The sequence below is a fragment of the Parafrankia discariae genome, from assembly GCF_000373365.1.
In the GTDB taxonomy this organism is placed as follows: Bacteria; Actinomycetota; Actinomycetes; order Frankiales; family Frankiaceae; genus Parafrankia; species Parafrankia discariae.
In genome coordinates this window covers 395,800-414,848 of the sequence record NZ_KB891103.1, presented here as the reverse complement: position 1 = coordinate 414,848, position 19,049 = coordinate 395,800, and the positions used below count along the sequence as shown (strand labels likewise).

General features: G+C 72.1%; 14 protein-coding genes. 10 read left to right on the top strand and 4 right to left on the bottom strand.

The annotated features are described in order from the left end of the window. Positions 1 to 232 precede the first annotated feature (232 nt). Both B056_RS43465 and B056_RS0103950 read right to left on the bottom strand, forming a co-directional pair. Positions 233 to 1,621 carry a hypothetical protein gene (locus B056_RS43465; RefSeq protein WP_026239293.1) on the bottom strand — a complete coding sequence of 463 codons (1,389 nt, stop codon included), beginning with the start codon at positions 1,619 to 1,621 and terminating at the stop codon, positions 233 to 235. A gap of 1,112 nt (positions 1,622 to 2,733) precedes the next feature. Next, positions 2,734 to 3,180 (bottom strand): SRPBCC family protein, encoded by a 447-nt coding sequence (locus B056_RS0103950; RefSeq protein ID WP_018500607.1) that lies wholly within the window; start codon positions 3,178 to 3,180, stop codon positions 2,734 to 2,736. Positions 3,181 to 3,283: 103 nt separating this feature from the next. On the opposite strand from B056_RS0103950, the gene B056_RS0103945 reads away from it, so the two are divergent. After that, positions 3,284 to 3,907 (top strand): TetR/AcrR family transcriptional regulator, encoded by a 624-nt coding sequence (locus tag B056_RS0103945; RefSeq protein WP_018500606.1) that lies wholly within the window; start codon positions 3,284 to 3,286, stop codon positions 3,905 to 3,907. 142 nt (positions 3,908 to 4,049) lie between these two features. Here the strand turns inward: B056_RS0103945 and B056_RS0103940 are convergent, their stop codons facing one another. Further along, entirely contained in the window at positions 4,050 to 5,747 is a 1,698-nt protein-coding gene (locus tag B056_RS0103940; RefSeq protein ID WP_018500605.1) for a choice-of-anchor I family protein, read from the bottom strand. A gap of 358 nt (positions 5,748 to 6,105) precedes the next feature. Between B056_RS0103940 and B056_RS0103935 the strand changes: the two genes are divergently transcribed. Continuing rightward, a complete protein-coding gene (locus B056_RS0103935) occupies positions 6,106 to 6,987 on the top strand; it encodes a mechanosensitive ion channel family protein (RefSeq protein ID WP_018500604.1) in 882 nt (293 codons plus the stop codon). After that, positions 6,984 to 7,421, top strand: coding sequence for a hypothetical protein (locus tag B056_RS39275; RefSeq protein WP_018500603.1), 438 nt, complete (start codon positions 6,984 to 6,986; stop codon positions 7,419 to 7,421). Before B056_RS0103935 ends, B056_RS39275 begins: the two co-directional genes overlap by 4 nt. 29 nt (positions 7,422 to 7,450) lie before the next feature. On the opposite strand, the gene B056_RS0103925 is transcribed toward B056_RS39275, so the two are convergent. Further along, positions 7,451 to 8,473, bottom strand: a complete 1,023-nt coding sequence (locus tag B056_RS0103925) for an N-acetylglucosamine kinase (RefSeq protein WP_230202805.1) — start codon at positions 8,471 to 8,473, stop codon at positions 7,451 to 7,453. Between the two features lie 123 nt (positions 8,474 to 8,596). On the opposite strand from B056_RS0103925, the gene B056_RS0103920 reads away from it, so the two are divergent. From B056_RS0103920 to B056_RS0103890, 7 genes are all read left to right on the top strand, one after another. Further along, on the top strand, positions 8,597 to 9,013 hold the full coding sequence (locus B056_RS0103920) for a hypothetical protein (protein WP_018500601.1): 417 nt from the start codon (positions 8,597 to 8,599) through the stop codon (positions 9,011 to 9,013). A gap of 346 nt (positions 9,014 to 9,359) precedes the next feature. Beyond that, a complete protein-coding gene (locus B056_RS0103915; protein ID WP_018500600.1) occupies positions 9,360 to 10,622 on the top strand; it encodes a DUF5925 domain-containing protein in 1,263 nt (420 codons plus the stop codon). 749 nt (positions 10,623 to 11,371) lie between these two features. Continuing rightward, entirely contained in the window at positions 11,372 to 12,496 is a 1,125-nt protein-coding gene (locus B056_RS0103910; RefSeq protein WP_035750123.1) for a Rossmann-fold NAD(P)-binding domain-containing protein, read from the top strand. Beyond that, positions 12,493 to 13,833 carry a glycosyltransferase family 2 protein gene (locus B056_RS0103905; protein ID WP_018500598.1) on the top strand — a complete coding sequence of 447 codons (1,341 nt, stop codon included), beginning with the start codon at positions 12,493 to 12,495 and terminating at the stop codon, positions 13,831 to 13,833. Before B056_RS0103910 ends, B056_RS0103905 begins: the two co-directional genes overlap by 4 nt. Beyond that, positions 13,830 to 15,317, top strand: a complete 1,488-nt coding sequence (locus tag B056_RS0103900) for a right-handed parallel beta-helix repeat-containing protein (RefSeq protein ID WP_018500597.1) — start codon at positions 13,830 to 13,832, stop codon at positions 15,315 to 15,317. The genes B056_RS0103905 and B056_RS0103900 overlap by 4 nt, the downstream gene beginning before the upstream one ends. Position 15,318: 1 nt before the next feature. Then, complete coding sequence (locus B056_RS0103895) at positions 15,319 to 17,607, top strand: acyltransferase family protein (RefSeq protein WP_230202804.1); 2,289 nt, start codon at positions 15,319 to 15,321, stop codon at positions 17,605 to 17,607. 349 nt (positions 17,608 to 17,956) lie between these two features. Beyond that, positions 17,957 to 18,856 (top strand): polysaccharide lyase, encoded by a 900-nt coding sequence (locus B056_RS0103890; RefSeq protein ID WP_026239292.1) that lies wholly within the window; start codon positions 17,957 to 17,959, stop codon positions 18,854 to 18,856. Positions 18,857 to 19,049 lie beyond the last annotated feature (193 nt).

The window sequence follows — 19,049 nt, the reverse complement described above, 5'->3', positions numbered from 1 at the left end:
CCGGCGGGCGGGCTCGGCGGCGGACCGCGGGCACCGCCCCCGCGCCGAGGGCCAGCCAAGGTGGGAGGCTTCCAGATCCTGGAAGCCTCCCACTCTGCCGTTCCGTGCTCGTCGCGGAGTTCGCCTTCGATCCCCGCGACCTCCCCCGACGCTCGCCGGGAGCGCCGGGGGCGGCGCCGGTGTCGCTAGCCCGGCTGACGAGGGCTGACGGTGTCCCGCTTCATGCCGGCGATCAGCCGGTGTAGTACGGCACGGCGGACACCGCGGTCGGCGCGGCGGGCGCAGCAACAGGCAGCCCGCCGCCGCCGCCGCTACCGCCGGCAGGCGCACCGCCGCCGCCGCCACCACCACCGCCGCCGCCGCCGCCACCACCGCCGCCGCCACCGCCGCCGCCACCGCCGCCGCCACCGCCACCGCCACCGCTACCGCCGGCAGGCGCACCGCCGCCACCGCCGCCACCGCCACCGCCGCCGGTGCCGCCGGTGCCGCCACCACCGCTACCGCCGGCAGGCGCACCGCCGCCACCGCCGCTACCGCCGGCGGGTGTGCCGCCTCCGCCTCCGCCTCCGCTACCGCCGCCGGCGGGTGTGCCCCCACCGCCACCAGGTGTGCCTGTGCCGCCGTTGCCGCCGCCGGGTGCGCCGTTGCCGCCACCGGTGCCCGTTCCGCCGGTGCCGGTGCCGCCGCCGCCGCCGCCACCGCCACCGCCGCCGGTGCCGGTGCCGTTCCCGCCGGTGCCGGTGCCGGTTCCGCCGCCGGGCGCGCCGACGCCGCCGGTTCCACCGCCCCCGGCAGGTGCGCCGCCACCGCCCGGAGTGCCCCCGCCGCCCGTGGCGCCTCCGCCGCCGCCGGGTGTGCCGCCGCCCCCGACCCCGCCAGCGGTCCCGCCGCCGGTACCGACGCCGGCACCGACACCGGCTGGCGGCGTCGAGCCCACCCCGCCGCCGCCCGGGATCACCGTGGGCGCCGGTGTTCCGGCGCAGGTGGAGACGCCGACGGCCGGAACGGTCACCAGGAGGTTTCCGGTCGTCTCGTTCCATGGCGAGGCGATCACGGCCATGGCGCGGGACGGCAGTTCCAGCGACTGTCCCGGGCCGAGGGTGGAGATCCCGGAGCCCTGGCTGGTGTCGAACCAGCCGAAGCCGAACGCGACGTCCGACTGGTTGCTCACCCGCCAGGTGGTGCCCGCGCCGGTGCAGGTGTAGCTGAGGCGCAGCGGGTTGGTCTCGAAGTCGTCGATGCCGTCGATTTCCCGGTCGAAGGGGAGCCGGAACGGGAGCAGGGACAGGAACTGGTCCAGCGTCGCGTCACCGGTACCGGTCGGCGTGGCCGAAGGGCTGCTGATGATGACGCCCGGACCGGTGCCCGGGGACGGGCTCGGACCCGTGCTCGGGGTGGCCCCGGGAGTGGCGCTCGGCGAGGCGCTCGGATCGAGGTTGACGGTTATCCCGCTTCCCGGGGAGGCGGTGGGATCCGGCGAGCCGAGGATGCCCTCGGTGATGTCGGCGGACGGGCTCGCGGTCGCAGCCGGCGTGGGAACGGCCCAGGCCGGTACGGCCGCCGCCGTCATGGCCGCGCCGAGAACGCCGGCCGTCACGGCCCGCATTCTGGTGATACGCATTAATCCTTCTCCCTTGACTGTGACGAGTCGCCATGACACTCACCGACGGCGCCCGTCGAACCGCCCTTATCGGGAGTACGGCGGTCCGGCGCAGGGTGTGGATCAGCGTTTGCCGGTCAGTCTCGACTTGCGCAGAAAACTACCAACGCCAGGTTCACCGCAACCCGGGAGGGTCTGGCGTGTGGGAGAGTCCGAGTGCTCCTCTGTATTAATCGCGTACTGCGCCGATGACCTTGTTCCGGGTGTCCGGATCGGTGGTGGGCGTGGGCCGTCGGGTGCTCGGGATGATCCGCTCGGCCGCCATGGACGATCTTCGGAATTCGCTGCGCCACAGGCATTTATGTTCCGTCTCCGCAGCATAATGACCGAAATGAACTGTTTGTTCATCTTGACATCGAACGCCGCAGTGTGTCAGTCCGACTGCTGAACGTGGTCAGATCCTGGCGTGGTCCGGGCCCGTGGAGACGGTCGGTCAACGGCCCGCCGGGCTCGGGATCCGGCTTCATTGGCCCATTCGGGCAGGCGAATTCGGGTAGGTGCCCGACCGGGCCGGTCGGCGTGAAAGGCGGCCGGTTCCGCGCGTCCGCGTCCCGCGGTGACGACCCGTCGCCGGACCCGACCGCGCGGGGCGGCGGCCGCGTCGTGCAGCGGCCCAAAGATCCGACCGTTACCGCGATCAGTGGCCTGACCTGCGTTGATGAGTGTGTATGCCGACTTTGGGCGGACCCGGCGAGGGCGCGGTCGGCTGACGGCCGCTCGTCTTCGGCCCGATTCCGGACGGTACCCGGAGCCGGTGGGAACGGATGCCGATCCGATATCGCGACAGCGGGGCCGGAGAAAGCTGAGAAGAAATGGTCAGCTGGCTGCTTCGGCGCGTTACCTTCCAGGTTCGGCGGGCCGACCTCGGCTCCCCGGCCCGTCGCTGCTGTGGCCGATCCCGGGGAGAGCCGTCCGGGGAATCACCGGGAACGATTTCCGGTGCGGATGATCCGGAATGTGGTCGGTTCGAGCCGGTGTTTTGCGGGATCAGCTCGAGGCGGGCCGGCCGGGTACGTGACCCAATCCGCCCCGCCGGTCGCATTCCGGTGGCCGGGCGAGGGAGGCTCCGGGTTTCAGCTGTCGCTTCGGCCGGCGCGGGACCGCTGCTCGCAGTGCTGTCGCAGCCCCTGGGCCTCGGTGTCGACGTAGCGGCGGACCAGCCGCGCCATGAACGGCGCCACCACCGGAGCCAACGGCCCGGACTGTCGCAGGCTCAGTCGCACCGTGACCCTGCCGGGTTCCGCGGCCGGCGTGATTCGGTGGTCGGCGACCGTGGTCATGCCGGTGGCCCTGGAGATCCAGGAGAAGCCCGCGCCGGGCACCAGGTCGGTCACGGTCCACTCGGCCGCGGGCAGTCGGGGCTGCCGGATCCGCACGAGGCTGCCGTCACGCAGCTCGCCGTCGGCCGTGTCCACGGTGGTCATCGTCGGAGTCCAGGTGGGCCAGCGTTCGACGTCCCGCAGCACGGCCCAGACCTCGTCGGCCGTGGCGTCGATGGTCACCGAGGTCTCGTAGTACATCGGGTGCCTCCCGTGGGGCGATCGGCTGCTCGACCGGCGCCGATGGCGCCGGGGTGTGTACCAGGTGGTACATCTTCCAGGTGGTATATGTACCATCTGGTACATGGCGTCGCAAGGTCAGCTGCCGGACAGTCCGCGGACCGACGCGGGGCGCCGCGCGCGAGAGGCCCTGCTGGCGGACGTCATCGCCCACCTGGCGAAGCACGGGATCGGCGACCTGAGCCTGCGCCAGCTGGCGACCGCCCTCGGCACCAGCCATCGCATGATCATTTACCATTTCGGTTCCCGGGACGGCCTCCTCGTCGAGGTGGTCCGGGCGATGGAGGAGCAGCAGCGGGCCGCGTTCGCCGAGATGCGGCGCGAACCGGCGGCTTCCGCGGTCGAGCTCGGGCGTCAGATGTGGCGGCGGCTGAGCCAGCCGGAACTGGCGCCGTTCGAGCGCCTGTTCTTCGAGATCTACGGCCAGGCGCTGCAGGGCCGTGCCTACGCCCGGCCGCTGCTGGACGGAGTCGTGGAGGACTGGCTCGGCCCGATGACCGAGTTCCTGGTGCGAGACGGCCTGCCGCCGGCGCAGGCGCGAACGCGGGCCCGCCTCGCGCTCGCGACCACCCGCGGCCTGCTCCTGGACCTGCTCGCCACCGGTGACCGCGCGGGCGTCGACCTGGCGATGGAACAGATGCTGGCCGCGTTCGACCATCGACCCCGGCCCGGCGCCCCACCCGGGTGACCCGACCGCGGGCCCGACCGCGGGCCCGACCGCGGGCCCGACCGGAGGCTCGCGCCGGCCACGCCGGCCGTGCCGATACGCGAACGGGCCCACCTTCCGGTCTGTTGCCTACCGGAAGGCGGGCCCGTCGTGGGCGGTCGGGTCAGCGGCGGGGGACGTCGACGGTGTACACCGTGGTCGAGCCGGAGACCTCGTTGCCGACCGCGAGCAGCGGCCTGCGGGTCGGCGAGTCGCTGTCGGAGAGGAAGGCCAGGCCCTCGGGACCCAGGTCACCGGTGTTGCCGGCGAAGTCGCGGTTGTTGACGTAGGTCACGAACGCCGGCGACCGGGGGTCGGTGACGTCGTAGACGAAGATCCCGCTGACGCGCTCGAGGCCGACGAAGGCGTACAGACGGCGCTCGATCTCACCGACCGTGACACCCTCGGGCTCCGGACCCTTGTCGTCGCTGCGGCCGTCGAAGGCGACCTCGGTGTGGTTGGAGTTGAAGAACGTCGGCAGCGCCTGCGCGGTGAGCTGCTCGAACTGGGCGGCGCTGCTGCTCACCAGCTTGCCGTCGGTGGTCCAGATGGAGAAGCCACGGCCGCCGTATGCGTAGAGCGTCGAGTAGCAGCTGCCGTCGGCCGACAGGCCCTGCGCCTTCGTGATGTTCAACCGGCCGAGGTTCGCGTCCTTGCGCAGGTCCGCGACCGTCATGCCGGCGGCCTCGGCGACCGACGGGCAGATCGGCTTGAGACCCCCCGAGCCGAGGTCCTTGACCCGGACGACCTCCGAGTAGCCGTCCCAGTCCCGGGTGTCGCCCTCGTCGGCGGTGATCAGGTAGGTCGTGCTCTTCACCTTGAAGGTGGCGACCGTGTCCGGCAGGCGGTAGGCCTGCACGGGCCAGGTACGGATGTTGACGGCGCCGTCGCGGTCGCTGGCGTCGAACGGCACGACGTTGTGGTCGACGGTGCCGAACGGCCAGATCTTCTCGACCTTGGCCGACCTCAGGTCGACCACGGCCATGCCGTTGGCCTCCTGCAGGGTCACGTAGGCGGTGTCGGAGTGCTCGTCGACGGCGATGTACTCCGGCTCCAGGACCTCACTCACCGGGAAGGCCGGCGTACCGGTCCCGGCGTCGGCGCGGCCACCGAAGACACGGATACCGGCGGGCAGCCCCGCGCCCTCGAACGCGTGGAACCCGGCGGTCCGAACCGCCGACTGCCCGACGGTCTCGACGTGCCGGGGCAGCTCGATGATCGAGATCGAGCCCTCCGGGTCGACCGAGTAGTCCTCGGCCGGCTCGCCCTCGTTGGCCACGACCGCGCGGTCACCGTCCGGGGTGATCGTCACCATGTCCGGCAGCGCGCCGACCCGTACCGCGCCCAGAGCGGCGCCCGTGCCCGCCGCGTCGAAGAACACCAGCCAGCCGGCGTCGGTCTTCCGGTCGGACTCGACCGCCACGACGCCGAGGCCGTCGTCCTCGCGCACGGCCACCGAGTTCGCGACCGCGCCGGCCGGGATGACCGACCCGTCCGCGGCGGTGACGCCCGTCGTCTGGAGCGCGAACAGCCGGGTCGGCCTGGCCGGGTCGGCGATGCTGAGCACCTCGACCTCGCCGGCGGCGGCGTTCACCTTCAGCAGGCGCTTGCCCTTCGCGTAGAACTCGACGATCTCCGCTGCGCTCTCGTCGAAGATCCCGGTGTCGTAGCTGCCGGTCGGCGTCAGGGAGAGGACGGCCCCCGGCGCGGACAGCGTGACCGGGTTGGGCACCACCACGGCGGACGCCGGTGATGCCAGCAGGGCCATCACCGCCAGGCCGGCGGCGGCGGCGAGAGGTGGCCAGAAACGGCGGATGAGCACGAGCCCCCCAGTCAGGTCCGACCGGGCCGGGTCGCGCGGTCGGTGCCTCAGGGACGTTAGGGACCCGCGTTAATCCACACGCGAATAGAAGATGAACGGCGCAGTACACGGATGACTTCAACTGCCCATCAACCGCAGGTCAAGCCGATGGCGCCGGCCGCGGGGCCCTCCGGTCGGGCGTGGGCGTAGGTGGAGATTTTTTTGCGGCTTGTGGGGCGCGGGTGGTCGGGGCCGGGGGCGCGGGTAGGTTCGGATGGGTGAGGGCATACCGGACCTGTCTGCGCGGGACCGCTGGCCGCGGGTGGCTCGCGAGAACGCGATGCGGGCAGGATCGAGCCGTCCTGACCACACTGACGCCATGATCACGGCGGCCGCTCCGCTGACGGACATCTCCGAGTGGGCCCGGGGCCGCGGGCTCGAGATCGTCATGATCGTGATCGCGGCCGTCCTGTTGACCCGGTTCGCGACCTGGGTGGGCGACCGCGTCGAGCGGCGCATCGACCAGCGGTCGAGCCAGACCGACGGGGTGGTCCGCTCCGAGGCGACGAAACACCGGCACGCGGTCGTCCAGGTGCTGACCTGGGTGTCACTGGCCCTGGTCTACTGCGTGGCGGTCGTGCTGGTGCTCCAGCGCCTCGGGGTGCCGGTGACCGGCATCGTCGCCCCGGCGACTGTGGTCGGCGTGGCGCTCGGCTTCGGCGCGCAGCGCGTCGTCCAGGACGTGCTCGCCGGGTTCTTCCTGGTCACCGAGCGGCAGTACGGCTTCGGGGACCTCGTCCGCCTGATCGTCCAGGGGGCGCCGAGCGCGATCACCGGGACGGTGGAGGAGGTCACGCTGCGCATCACCAGTGTGCGGACGTCCAACGGCGAGGTGGTGATCACGCCGAACGGGCAGATCGTCCAGGTGGTGAACCTGTCCCGGGGCTGGGCCCGGGCCGTGGTGGACGTCCCGATACCCACGAGCGTTGACGTGACGACGGTCAGTGAAGTACTCACCCGGGTGGGTGCCGAGGCGTACGCCGACGACGCGCTGCACGACCTGCTGCTGGACGCACCGACCGTGATGGGGGTGGAGAGCATCGACCTCGACCAGTTCAAGATCCGGGTCGTCGCCCGGACCCTGCCGGGCAAGCAGTTCGAGGTCGGCCGGGCGTTGCGTGCCAAGATCACAATGGCGCTGCTGCGCGCCGGGATCCACGTGCCGGCCGACCTCGACACGGCCCCACCGACGTCCTCATGAGGTTCCTCGACCGGATTCCGGCGCAGCGCTCGACGTTGCTGCTCGGGTTCGCGCTCGCCGCCGTGTTCGCGCTGTACATCATGGTGCGGCCCGAGTCGCTGCCGGCCTCGCGTTCGTACACGGCGGCGGTCGAGCAGGCCAAGGCCGACCGGCGTGACGAGCAGGCGAGCGCCACGCCGACCCCGCGGGCGCGGGCGAGCACCGCCCCGGCGCCGGAGACCTCGCCGACGCCGACCGCCTCGCCCTCCCCGGAGGTCACCGCCACCCCGACCACGACGGCGGACCCGTCCGGCACCGCCGATCCGTTCGGTTCCACCGACCCGTCGGCGGTCGGCACCTCGCCGGCCTCCGCGCCGCCGTTCGCGCGGGTCCCGTCGGTGTCCGGTGACCCGTTCGCCCCGGCCCCTGGTCCGACCGCGACGTCCGCGCCCTGACCAGGCCTTCGGCGACGCCGACGCCCTGATCAGGCCCTGAGCGCGCCCAGGCCGGCCCAGTCGACCAGCCGTTCGGCGCCAGCCTGCCGCGCCGCCAGCAGGACGGCCCCGACGGCCGGGGACATCCGCGGCCGGACGAGGCGCGCGTGTGGGCTGGTGGCGGTGACAAGGGCGGTGAACGCCTCCAGGAACGGCGGCCCGGAGTTGAACGTGCCGCCCACGAGCGCGACGGGGAACTCGCCCACCAGGCCGAGCCGGTCGATCACGGTGCGCACCTGGTCGGCGAGCAGCCGGCCGGCCTCCGTCAGGATCCGGTGGGCGACGGCGTCACCGGCGGCCGCGGCGGCGGCGACCTCGACGGCGAACGCGGCGATCCCCGCCTTGTCGAGGCTGCCGTAGACGAGATCGTCGACGCTCTCGACCAGGTCGAGGCGGTAGAAGGCCAGCAGGCGGGGCACGAGCGCGGACCAGGGGGCGCGCCCGTCACGGAACTCCACGGCGGCGCGCATCCCGTGCAGGCCGATCCAGTAGCCCGAGCCCTCGTCGCCCAGCAGGTGCCCCCAGCCGCCGCACCGCCAGGTACGCCCGTCGGCGGCGACGCCCAGGGCGTTGCTGCCCGTCCCGCTGATGACGGCGACACCGGGACGGCCCAGCGTGCCGGCGGCCCAGGCCGCGACGACGTCGTTGAGGACCAGCGGGCGCCCGACCGGCCGGAGCTCGGTGAGCCGGTCGCGCAGGGCCTCCTGGTTCTCGTCGGTGTCGGCGCTGGCCACCGCGAGTACCGCGGCGGCCACCTCGTGGGCCGTGGCACCCGCCCGGCCGAGTGCCCCGCGGACGGCCTCCATGATCGCGGCGGCGGCGCCGTCGAGGCCGACGACGTCGAGATTGCTCGGGCCCGCGGTGGCGGTGGTCAGCGTCGACCGCCGCAGGTCGAGGACGGCGGCGGTGGTCTTGGTACCGCCGCCGTCCACGCCGAGCAGGAAGGGGCGGGGGAGAGCGACGCGGGGCGCCGGCACCGGCTCCAGTGCCGCGACCGCCTCCGGTGCCGGCACCGTCTCCGGGGGCGGCCGGAGGGACGGCGGCAGACTGATCAGCGGCCTGGAGTCCGCTGGCCGCGGGTTGTGCATCCGATCACCCCGTGTCCCATCGTGGCTTCGTTGAGAGACGGTAGTGCAGTGACCGATGACGACGACGACTGGGCGCCGCCGCCCGTGCCCGACGGCGGCGGCGATCCGGTGGCAGCCGTGGACGAGGCCCTCACCGAGGCCGAGAGCGCGCTGCGAGCCGGAACATGGCTGCCGGACGTGGACGAGATCGACGCGGTGGTGACCATCCTGCACCGTACCGACCCGGCGCGGCGGCGCCCCGACACGCCGCTGCGCCGCGTCCTGCACCAGACGCTGGACGAGACCTACCCGCAGCTCACCGTCTGGCGCCCGCGCCCGCAGTACCTCTACGCCGTGGTGAAGACCCTGCACCTGCTCGCGTCGGATCCCGTCACCGGTGAGAACAGCGCCGCCCTCCTCGTCGGCTGGGACCGTCTCATCGAGCTCCTGCGAGCCGTGCTCGAGGTGGCCGGATCCGGGCCCTGAGCCAGCCCGGCCCGGGTGTCGGGCCCGGCACCCGGCGGCCACGCGGGAGCCACCCTGATGGCTCCTGCGTGGTACCAGTACGGGCACTGACGGTCCGCCACCGACCTCCTGCCGCGGGAGCGGGCCAGGCGTATGCGGCGGGAGGTCGTCCGGGCATGACCGGTGGGGCCCCGGCCACACAGGGTGAGACCGGGCCCCCGCAAGGCCGCCAGGATGCGGCGTGCCGGGCGTCTCCCACCACCTTCCGCGACGGAATGGAGGAACCAGGTGGTGTCAGGAGCAGTCGTCACCGAGTATCTGTCTCGTGTCCATTCCGCGGCAGGGTTCCTCGTCCAACGGCGATCGTGTGAGGGGTGAGCGCTCCGGCCGGCTCCCGGCGGAGCTGCCCTTCGTCGTCGCTCTCGACGATTCGGACACCCCCTACGACGTCGTCGACGCGCTCGCGCTCGGCCCGTTCACCAAGGGAGACCAGCCCTGGGCGCGCAGCGCCCGCATCGACCGGCTCAAGCCCGGCGCGAGCCTGCTGCCGGTCGACGCCGAGGTCGTGCGGACCGTGGTCGAGGACGCCCGTGACTCGCGGCTGGCGACCGGTGACGGCTGGACCATGCGCGCCGTGCGCTGGCGCGGCGGCAGCGCCGAGGTCCTGGTGACGGCGGTCAGCGAGGAGCTCGCCCGGACGGTTCTCGACGGGGTGGTGCGCCAGGCGACGGCGGAGTCCGTCGGCGAGGGCACCGTGACCATGGGCTTCTGGTATCTCTCCACCCAGCGTGGGCCGACGAGGATCATCCGCCGGGCCGCGACGACGGCCTGGCGGTCGATCCGGCGAAACTACGCGGAGACCACGCTGACGCCGCTGGACCATCTGATGACCATGCGCCCGGAGAACCTGGTCGGCCGGCTGATCCTCCTGCACGGGCCGGCGGGAACCGGCAAGACGACGATCCTGCGCGCGCTCGCGCACGAGTGGCGGAGCTGGTGCCAGGTCGACTGCGTGCTCGACCCGGAGGCGCTCTTCGGCGATCCCGGCTACCTCATGGAGGTGGCGATCGGGTCGGACGACGCGGACGACGACGGACCGGCCGAGGGGACCAGCCTGGCGCTCGGCGACACGGTGCCGGACTCCGCCGGTGCCGCCGGAACGGCCGCGGCCGACGGAGCCGCCGGAACCGACGCGGAGAGTGGTGGCTCGGTGGACGCCGGGGACACCGCGCGCACGGACGACTCGCCCCGCCGCCGCTGGCGGCTGCTGGTGATCGAGGACTGCGACGAGCTGCTGCGCGGCGACGCCCGCAGCGTCTCCGGCCAGGCGCTGTCCAGACTGCTCAACCTCACCGACGGCCTGGTCGGGCAGGGCCGGGACGTCCTGGTCGCGGTCACCACCAACGAACCGCTGGCCCGCCTGCATCCCGCGATCGTGCGGCCGGGCCGCTGCCTGGCCCAGGTCGAGGTCGGGCCGCTCCCGCGTGGGGAGGCGCTCGCCTGGCTCGGGACGCCGGCGGACGCGGGCGTCGGGACGTCCGCGACCCTGGCCGAGCTGTTCGCCCTCCGTGACGGACGGATGCCCGCGACCACCCCGGAGCGGGAGGGCCACACCGGCCTGTACCTCTGACGACCCGGCGGCGCCGTCCCGTGTCATCGGGCGGCGCCGCCCGATCCCCGGCGGGGGAAGATAAGCTCCCGGACCGCCAGGAAGAGGATTAACCGCGGTTCCGGTCGGGTCGCTGTCGCGCAATTCTATGCCGGAATTCGCTTCACGGTCGTCTCGCGTAACACGCCCGGTGTCGGCCTTCTGCGACGAACCACGTGCCGATCGACTACTCTTCCGCACTTGGACGGGGTATTTGGGGATGCTCTGTTCTGGGGTAATCATCGATCGGTAAACATGTCTGGGGGGTCGGTTCCGGGGTCCGGCCGCGAACCACTGGGGGAAACGGCAGTGATGGCAACACAGCATGCGGACGGCATTGCGCCCATGTCCGCGAGCGTGCCCGGGGGGCGCACGCCATCGATCGCACCGCCACCGGTCATACCGCCGTTGGTCACACGGCCGCCGGTCATACGGCCGCCGGTCACATCGTCGACGGCGACGGCGGACGCCGGGCCGCGGGCCGGTGGGGACCTGCCGCGGCGGCACCGCCTAATCGTTTAGAGAATCACCGGGCCCAAAGCCCAAAGCCCAAAGCCCGAGGACCGTGAGTCCGCGCGGCCCGACCGGGACGCGGACTCCACGACAGTGCCGCGTGGACCGGGACGGCCCTCCGTCACCCTCCGCGCGGATTCCCGGACGTCATCGTCCGCGCCCGCTCGACGCCGCCCGGGTCGACCATGCCCTGGGCGCGCCCCAAGGAGCTGAAGAAGATGCGAATCTTTGTCGTCGGATCCGGAGTCGTTGGAACAGCCACCGGGAGGGGGCTGCTCGACGCCGGGCACCGGGTCACGTTCATCGACGTCTCGCCGGAGCGAATCGCATTCCTGAACGAGATCGGCCTGGACGCGCGGCCCGAGATCGACCTGCGGTCGGAGGGCGACTCCGTCGTCTTCCTCACCCTGCCGACACCGAATGCCGGCAGCCGCTACGATCTCACCGCGTTCGTGGCCGGTATCCGCGGCCTCGGCCGCGCGCTCCGTGAGACGTCCGCCGTGCACACCGTTGTCGTCCGGAGCACCGTCGATCCGGGCACGACCGAGGGTCTGGTCGGCCCGCTGCTCGAGCAGGAGTCCGGGCTGCGCCAGGGCAGCGGGTTCCTGCTGGCCAGCAATCCGGAGTTTCTGCGCGCCTCGTCGGCCGCCGAGGACTTCCGCTGGCCGTGGATGACCGTTGTCGGGGCCCGTAACCGGCGGGTCCAGGAGCGCCTTGCGGAGCTTTTCGCGCCGTTCGGGGGGACTATGCGGATCTTTGATGATCCGATGACCGCCGAGTTCGTCAAGTGTGCGCACAACATCTTCAACGCCACGAAGATCTCGTTCTGGAACGAGATGCACGTCGTCGCGGAGCGCCTGCACCTCGACCTCGGGGCGGTGGCCGAGACGGTCGCGCGATCAGCCGAGGCGTCCTTCAACCCGGCCTACGGGACCAGAGGTGGCGCGCCGTACGGGGGCGTCTGCCTGCCGAAGGACACCATGGCCTTCCTCGGGTTCGCCGCCGGTGTCGGCGTGGACATGCCGATCCTGCGGTCGGTCATCGAGATGAACAGCCGTTTCGTCGACCGCGCCGCCGGCGGCGCCGTGACCGGCGAGCGGGCCGGGGCCGTCGACTCGCTCGGCGACAGGTCCGGTAACGGATTCGGCGACGGCACGGGCGAGCGCGTAGGCGACGGGTTCAGCGCCGGCGTCGGCGATGGATTCGGTGCCGGTGCCGGTGCCGGTGCCGCGGGTCGGGGTCCTGGGCTGGCCGCCGCCCGCGCGCTCTGGTCGCCTGACCGGCTTCCGCGGCAGCCGCGCGACTCCCGCGGCGTCGAGGCGACGGAAGGCGCACCCCGATGAGCACCTGGCTGCCCTGGCTGCTGCTCGTGGCCTTCCTCCGACCGATGATCGAGATCTTCATCCTCGCCGCGGGCGAGTGGTGGTTCCACACGACCTTCCGGCAGAACCGGGACCTCTTCTCGCGATACATCATCCAGATCACCACCGTCGGCCGGGAACAGGACCGCGTCAACGAGATCATCCGGGAGATCCGCTCGTTCCCGATGACGATGAACTACGAGATCTGGGTGACCAACGAGCCCGGGAACGGTGACATCTACCCCGAGGCGGACCGGGTCATCACGGTGCCGACGGACTTCACCTGCGTGGCCCAGTACAAGGCCCGTGCCCTGGAGTTCAGCCGGATCGTCCGCCAGCACCTCGGCTACGACACGGCCGACACGAAGATAACGTTTCTCGATGACGACACGTCGCCGACGTGGGAGTACCTCGAGACCGCCTACGCGGCCGACTACGACATCTGCCAGGGTGTGACGGCCCCGCGCATCGACTACGGCAGCGGGCCGTTCGCGCACTTCATCCTGAGCCACATCGACGACCTGCGGTTCCACAACTGCATGACCTACTGCTCCTCCTTCCAGGGAATCCTCGGGCGCCCGCTTTTCGTCCACGGGGAGGGCCTCACCATCACCGGCCACACCGAGCGGACAGTCACCTGGAACTGGCGGATCTTCGCCTCCGAGGATCTCACCTTCGGCTGCAACGCGGCGGCGGCCGGTCTGCGCTGGGGCTTCTTCCACGAGTACATCCAGCTCACCTCACCGTGGACGTGGCAGGCCTACTTCAAGCAGCGCCGCCGGTGGATGTGGGGCAACATCCACGCCATCGTGAACCGCGACGTGCTCCCGCTCGGCGCCGCGATCAGGATCGCGATCCGGTACTTCCTCAGCCTGTTCACGTTCCTCGCGTCGGGTTCGGCGGTCGTCCTGATTCTCACCGACACGATCGAGGTGGCCGGGTGGGCGCATTCGCTCTTCTGGTGCTCGCTGGCGGTCTGGCTGGTGAACTTCGGGCTGAGTGGCTGGGTCAACGCCGGCCTGCGCCAGCCCGGGGTGAGCACCGCGAAATTCTGGACCAACCGCGTCCTGCAGAGCCTCGCGGCCGTGGTCCTGGCACCCGTCACGGCGACGTTCACGATCGTCGCGCTCGTCGCGACGCTCTACATGGGGAATCCGCGCAGCTTCGAGGTCATCGCCAAGACCGCGGCCACCAGCGGCCAGCGTGAGCGCGACCGGGACGACGACGGCACCACCGGGGACGGCGCCACCCGGCACGGCGACGCGGTGGCCGGCGGGGGTCGCGTGCCGGCGTCCGTCGCGGGGGAGGGAAACCGATGACGACCCACCCGACCGACCAGCCCTACTCGATGGGCTCGGCGAGCACGGCCAACACGGCCACCCTGCCGACCGCGGTGCCCGTGCGGCAGCCGGCGCGGGCGCCGGGCGAGCGGGCCGCGGTGACGGCGGCCGCCCGGGCCCGGCGCGAGCGGTCCCGCCGCCGGGGCGTCCACTTCCTGCTGGCCGTGATGACGGCGCTGAGCGCGGTCACCCTCAGCGTGACCGTCGGCCGGGACTACCGGGAGCTCACCTCGACCACCGAGTACTTCCACCGGCACGCCTACACACCGTCCTACGACCCGCTCAGCAACGTGATCCTGGGGCTGCCGCCCAACACCGTCGACGCGCGGACCAGCCCGGCACCGGAGATCCGCAGCATCGCGGTGGGGCCCGGCGCGGTCACGCTGCTGGCCGGCGGCCGGCCGGAGCGGGTCGTCCCGCTGCGGCAGCCGGTCACCGGGCTGCTGGACGTCGTCGAGAAGGTCGACGACCCCTCGTGGGTCGGATACGACGGCCGCGGCCGGGTCACCGTGTCCGCCGCGCTCGTCGTCTCGCCCGGGGCGTCACTGACGATCACCGCTCCGGTCTCGGAGCTGGTGCTCGTGGCCCGGCGCGGCGTGCTGCTCGGCGTGGACGGCGGGCGGCTGGCGCTGGACGGCGTCGCCGTCCGCCCGAGCACGACGAGTGACGACTCGCAGCGGAGCAGCGTCGACGAGCAGCGGCCGTTCGTGGTCGCCACGAACGCGGCGACCCTCACCATCACCCGCAGTCACCTGAGCTATCTCGGACGGGACTGGAACAGCTCCTACGGTGTCTCCTGGTCGGACCGCTCCACCGGGAGCATGACCCATTCCGAGGTCGACCACAGCTTCATCGGGACGTACACGGACCATGCCCGTGACGTGAGCATCGAACAGAACTGGTTCCACGACAACACGCTCTACGGCGTCGACCCGCACAGCCACTCGACCGGGATCTCGGTGCGCAACAACGTCAGCGAGCGCAACGGCCGGCACGGCATCATCTTCTCCGACTTCGTCACCGGCGGTGTCGTGGCCGGCAACATCACCCGGGACAACCGGCTCAACGGCATCATGATGGACGCCTCGAGCACCGGGAACCGCATCGTCGGCAACACCGCCAGCGGCAACCGCGGTGACGGCATCGTGCTCGCCTCCTCACCCGACAACGTCGTCGAGCAGAACACGGTCACCGGGAACCGGGTGGGCCTGCACGTCCGCGGCGGCGCGGAGAACCTCCGGGTACGGGGCAACACGATCGTCGACAACCAGCTCGCGGCGCAGGGGACCGATCTCGACGGGAACACGCTGCGCGACAACGGCGACCAGTGGCGCACCCGGGTGCTCGTCGGGATCTGGGCGTCGGTGCCGCTCGTGCTGGTCCTGCTCAGCGGCGTCACCGGCCTCGCCCGTCGGCGTCGGGCGCGGGTGACCGGCCGGCCGGCGTTCGGTGCCGGAGTCTGAGGTGGCCGGCGGGGACGCCCGGCTCAGGAAATTCCGGCCGGACATCGAGGGGCTGCGCGCGGTCGCGGTGGCCCTGGTCGTGCTCGGCCACTCCGGGCTCGCCGTCGCCGGCGGGTTCGTCGGCGTGGATGTCTTCTTCGTGATCTCGGGCTTCCTCATCACCAGGCAGCTGCTCGCCGAACGGGCCGCCAGCGGGCGGATCTCGCTGCGGGGCTTCTACGCCCGGCGGGCGCGGCGGATCATCCCGGTGGCGACGGTGGTCATCGTCGCGACGATGGTGGCCGCCTGGCGGTGGGCGTCACCGCTGCGCCTGCACTCGATCAGCGTGGACGCCGCGTTCTCCGCCGTGTCGGCGATCAACATCCGGCTCGCCCAGGCCGGGACGGACTACCTGCGGGCGGACGGTCCGCCGTCCCCGTTCCAGCACTTCTGGTCGCTCGCCGTCGAGGAGCAGTTCTACGCCCTGTGGCCGCTGGTGCTGGTGGTCGTCACCACGGTGATCGCCGGAGGCTCGCACCGGGGCCGCGGCGGAGCGGTCCGCACCGGGCCAGCCGGGACCGCACCGGCCGGGACCGGACCGGCCGGGACCGGACCGGCCGGCACCGGACCGGCCGGCACCGGACCGGTCCGCACGGGGCGGGTGTTCGTCGTGCTCGTCGCGGTGTTCGGCGGCTCGCTGGCCCTCAGCGTGCTGCTCACGCCGCGGTCGGCGCCGTGGGCCTACTTCGGGAGCCACACCCGTGCGTGGGAGCTGGCGGCGGGGGCGCTGGTCGCGCTCGGCGCGCCCGCGTTCGCCCGGATGCCCCGCGCGCTGTCGTCCCAGCTGAGCTGGCTGGGCCTGCTGGGGATCCTGATCGCCGCGGCGCGGTTCGACGAGAGCACGCAGTACCCGGGGCTGGCGGCGCTGCTGCCGGTCGCGGGCTCGGCGTTCGTGATCGCCGGTGGGTGCGCCGGGCCACGCCGGGGTGCCGAGCTGCTGCTGCGGCGGTGGCCGCTGCAGGTGGTGGGCCGCCTCAGCTACTCGTGGTACCTGTGGCACTGGCCGGTGCTGGTGCTCTGGCCGGAGGCCGCCGGGGCACCTCTCGGGACGGCCGGGAAGGTCGCCGCCGTCCTGGGCTCGCTGGTCCTGGCCGCCGTCACCTACCACGCGGTCGAGAACCCGGTCCGGACCCGGGCGGTGCTGGTCCGCCGGCCGGCGGTCGGTCTCGGCCTCGGTGGATGCCTGGCCGGCACCGCGGTGGCGGTGGCGCTCGCCGTGGGCCAGGTCGCGGCCATCCCCACCACCGGCGGTGGGACGCCGGCCCCCGGCCTGGCGGCCGGCCCGGCGGGAGGACCGGGTGGCGCCGGAGTGGCGGGTGGCGCCGGAGTGGCGGGTGGCGCCGGAGTGGCGGGTGGCGCCGGAGTGGCGGGTGCCGCCGGAGTGGCGGGTGCCGCCGGAGTGGCTGGCGTCGAGGGAACAGTGGGGGCGGCGGGGGCGTCCACCGCCCTGTCCCGGGTGATCGAGCGGTCGCTGGATCTGCCGGGGCTGCCGGCGGGGCTGCGGCCGTCGCTGGAACAGGTCCCGTTCGACTACAAGGCGAACAGGTGTTACGCGTCGATCACCGCCAGCACGCCCACCGACTGCGTCTACGGGGACCCGAACGGCCACCGGACGGTCGTCCTCTACGGCGACTCGCACGCGAACCAGTGGTTCAACGCGATGAACGAGGTCAGCCGCGAGCGCGGCTGGCGGCTGATCCCCTACACGAAGGGCGGCTGCCCACCGGCCGACTACCAGGACTTCGTGCTGGAAACCCTGAAACGGGTCTACACCGAGTGCAACACCTGGCGGGCGGAGGTCCTCGCCAGGATCGGCGCGCTCCACCCGGATCTGGTCATCGTCGGTTCCGAGGCGCGCACCGAGGCCATCCGGGTGGGCGCCGGCGGGATGGCGAGCCTCGTGCGCACGCTGCGCTCGACCGGCGCCAAGGTCGTGTTCATCTCGGACACGCCCTACCCGGGATTCGACGTCCCGGACTGTCTGGCCAGGAATCCGTCGAACATCCGCCGGTGTGTCGTACGGGTCTCCGACGCGAAACTGACCGAACCGCAGCGGGCCATCGAGACCAACGGTGCCCGTGACGGTGGCGCGATGCTGGTCGACCCGGTGCCGTGGCTGTGCGCGAAGGAACAGTGCCCGCCGATCATCGGCGACACGGTCGTCTACTACGACAAGAGCCACATCACCGGTACCTACTCCACCACTCTGGCGTCGTATCTGGGCCCGGAACTGATCCGGCTGGCCGGATGACCCGAAAAAGACCCCGGATACCGTCGTTCTGTTGACCCTTTCGTGTTCTGCTCGCCCCTTCGGGAAAGAATCGGACCGCATCAGCTCACGAAACGGCGAGCGCGACATTAAAGGGCAAGAAAGCCGGCCGGTGCCGGGACTGCCGCCGGGGTCACCGCCGGTCGGCGTGCCGGTCGGCGTGCCGGGTCGGCGTCATGCCCGGGCGCCGTCCGGCCCGGGGCTAGAATTCCAGCCGGCGCGGATGATTCGAATTCGTGGTTCGCGCTTTCGGGAGATCGTGCCGCGCGCCGACAGGTGAAATCGTCGGCGGCGGGCCAGGCGGGCGAAATGCGGGTCGGGGGGCATCGCGATGACCGTACTGTCGCGAAGAGGAGCGATTCTGACGGCGTTGCTCGGCGCCGCGGGCGCCGTGGGTGCCGCGGGCTGCACCACCGGGCCGGACGAGCACCGGCCGGAGCCCGAAGTGCCCGAGCCGAACGGGCTGAGTGCCCCGGCGACACCGCCGATGCCCCCACGGCTGCAGAGCTTCTTCGGTGACGAGCTGATCATGCGCCGGCGGGGTGCCTTCGGCCTGGACGACGTCACCGTGGAGCGGCCGGAGGCGGGCTGCGGCTGGAAACACATCCGGGTCAGCTATCCGGCGGGTTCGGCCAGCCAGCTCTCCGTGGAACAGGACGGGGCCCCCTCCGGCGGTGCCCAGGTCTATCTCCAGCTTCGCGACGGACCCGCCGACGACCTCTTCCTGAGCTACCGTGTCCGGTTCCAGGAGGGTTTCCAGTTCGCCCGAGGTGGCAAGCTTCCGGGATTCTTCGGCGGCACCCACGTGGCCGGTGGAAACACCCCGGACGGTACGAATGGATTCTCGACGCGATACATGTGGCGGGCCGGCGGAAAGGGACAGGTGTACGCCTACCTCCCACGCTCGAAAGAGTACGGTACGACGCTTGGCCTGGGGAGCTGGAAATTCGTCCCGGGGAGGTGGGCGGCCATTCAGCAACGGGTTTGTCTGAACAGTCCGCAGGCGGCGGACGGATCGGTGACGGTCTGGGTCGACGGTCGTGAGGTCTTCCACCAGGGCGGTCTTTTCTACCGCAGCACGCCGGCGCTGCGCATCGAGGGCGTCTTCTTCTCCACCTTCTTCGGCGGCGATGACCTGAGCTGGGCCAGCCCCATCGACCAGTACGCCGACTTCGCCACCTTCGTGGTCTCCGACCGGTTCATCCAGGCCGGCCCCGCCAGCTCATGCTGACCTGGCCGACGGGCCCGGTACGGTTCCCGCTGGCTTACGTGACGCGCACCCGGTGACATGGTTCCCCAGGTACCGACCGTGGGAGCCAGGCCGCGGTCAGCGCTGCCGGTGAGATCGCCCAGCCGCTGATCTCACCAGGAAGATCCACACTCGTCGAAGGGTGTTGCCCCAGCCGGTACAGGCGCGGCTGAGG

Bases quoted from the DNA above. Each gene is read 5' to 3' on its own strand.
- B056_RS43465 (WP_026239293.1), bottom strand. From the start codon at position 1,621: ATGCGTATCACCAGAATGCGGGCCGTGACGGCCGGCGTTCTCGGCGCG.
- B056_RS0103950 (WP_018500607.1), bottom strand. From the start codon at position 3,180: ATGTACTACGAGACCTCGGTGACCATCGACGCCACGGCCGACGAGGTC.
- B056_RS0103945 (WP_018500606.1), top strand. From the start codon at position 3,284: ATGGCGTCGCAAGGTCAGCTGCCGGACAGTCCGCGGACCGACGCGGGG.
- B056_RS0103935 (WP_018500604.1), top strand. From the start codon at position 6,106: ATGATCACGGCGGCCGCTCCGCTGACGGACATCTCCGAGTGGGCCCGG.
- B056_RS39275 (WP_018500603.1), top strand. From the start codon at position 6,984: ATGAGGTTCCTCGACCGGATTCCGGCGCAGCGCTCGACGTTGCTGCTC.
- B056_RS0103910 (WP_035750123.1), top strand. From the start codon at position 11,372: ATGCGAATCTTTGTCGTCGGATCCGGAGTCGTTGGAACAGCCACCGGG.
- B056_RS0103905 (WP_018500598.1), top strand. From the start codon at position 12,493: ATGAGCACCTGGCTGCCCTGGCTGCTGCTCGTGGCCTTCCTCCGACCG.
- B056_RS0103900 (WP_018500597.1), top strand. From the start codon at position 13,830: ATGACGACCCACCCGACCGACCAGCCCTACTCGATGGGCTCGGCGAGC.
- B056_RS0103890 (WP_026239292.1), top strand. From the start codon at position 17,957: ATGACCGTACTGTCGCGAAGAGGAGCGATTCTGACGGCGTTGCTCGGC.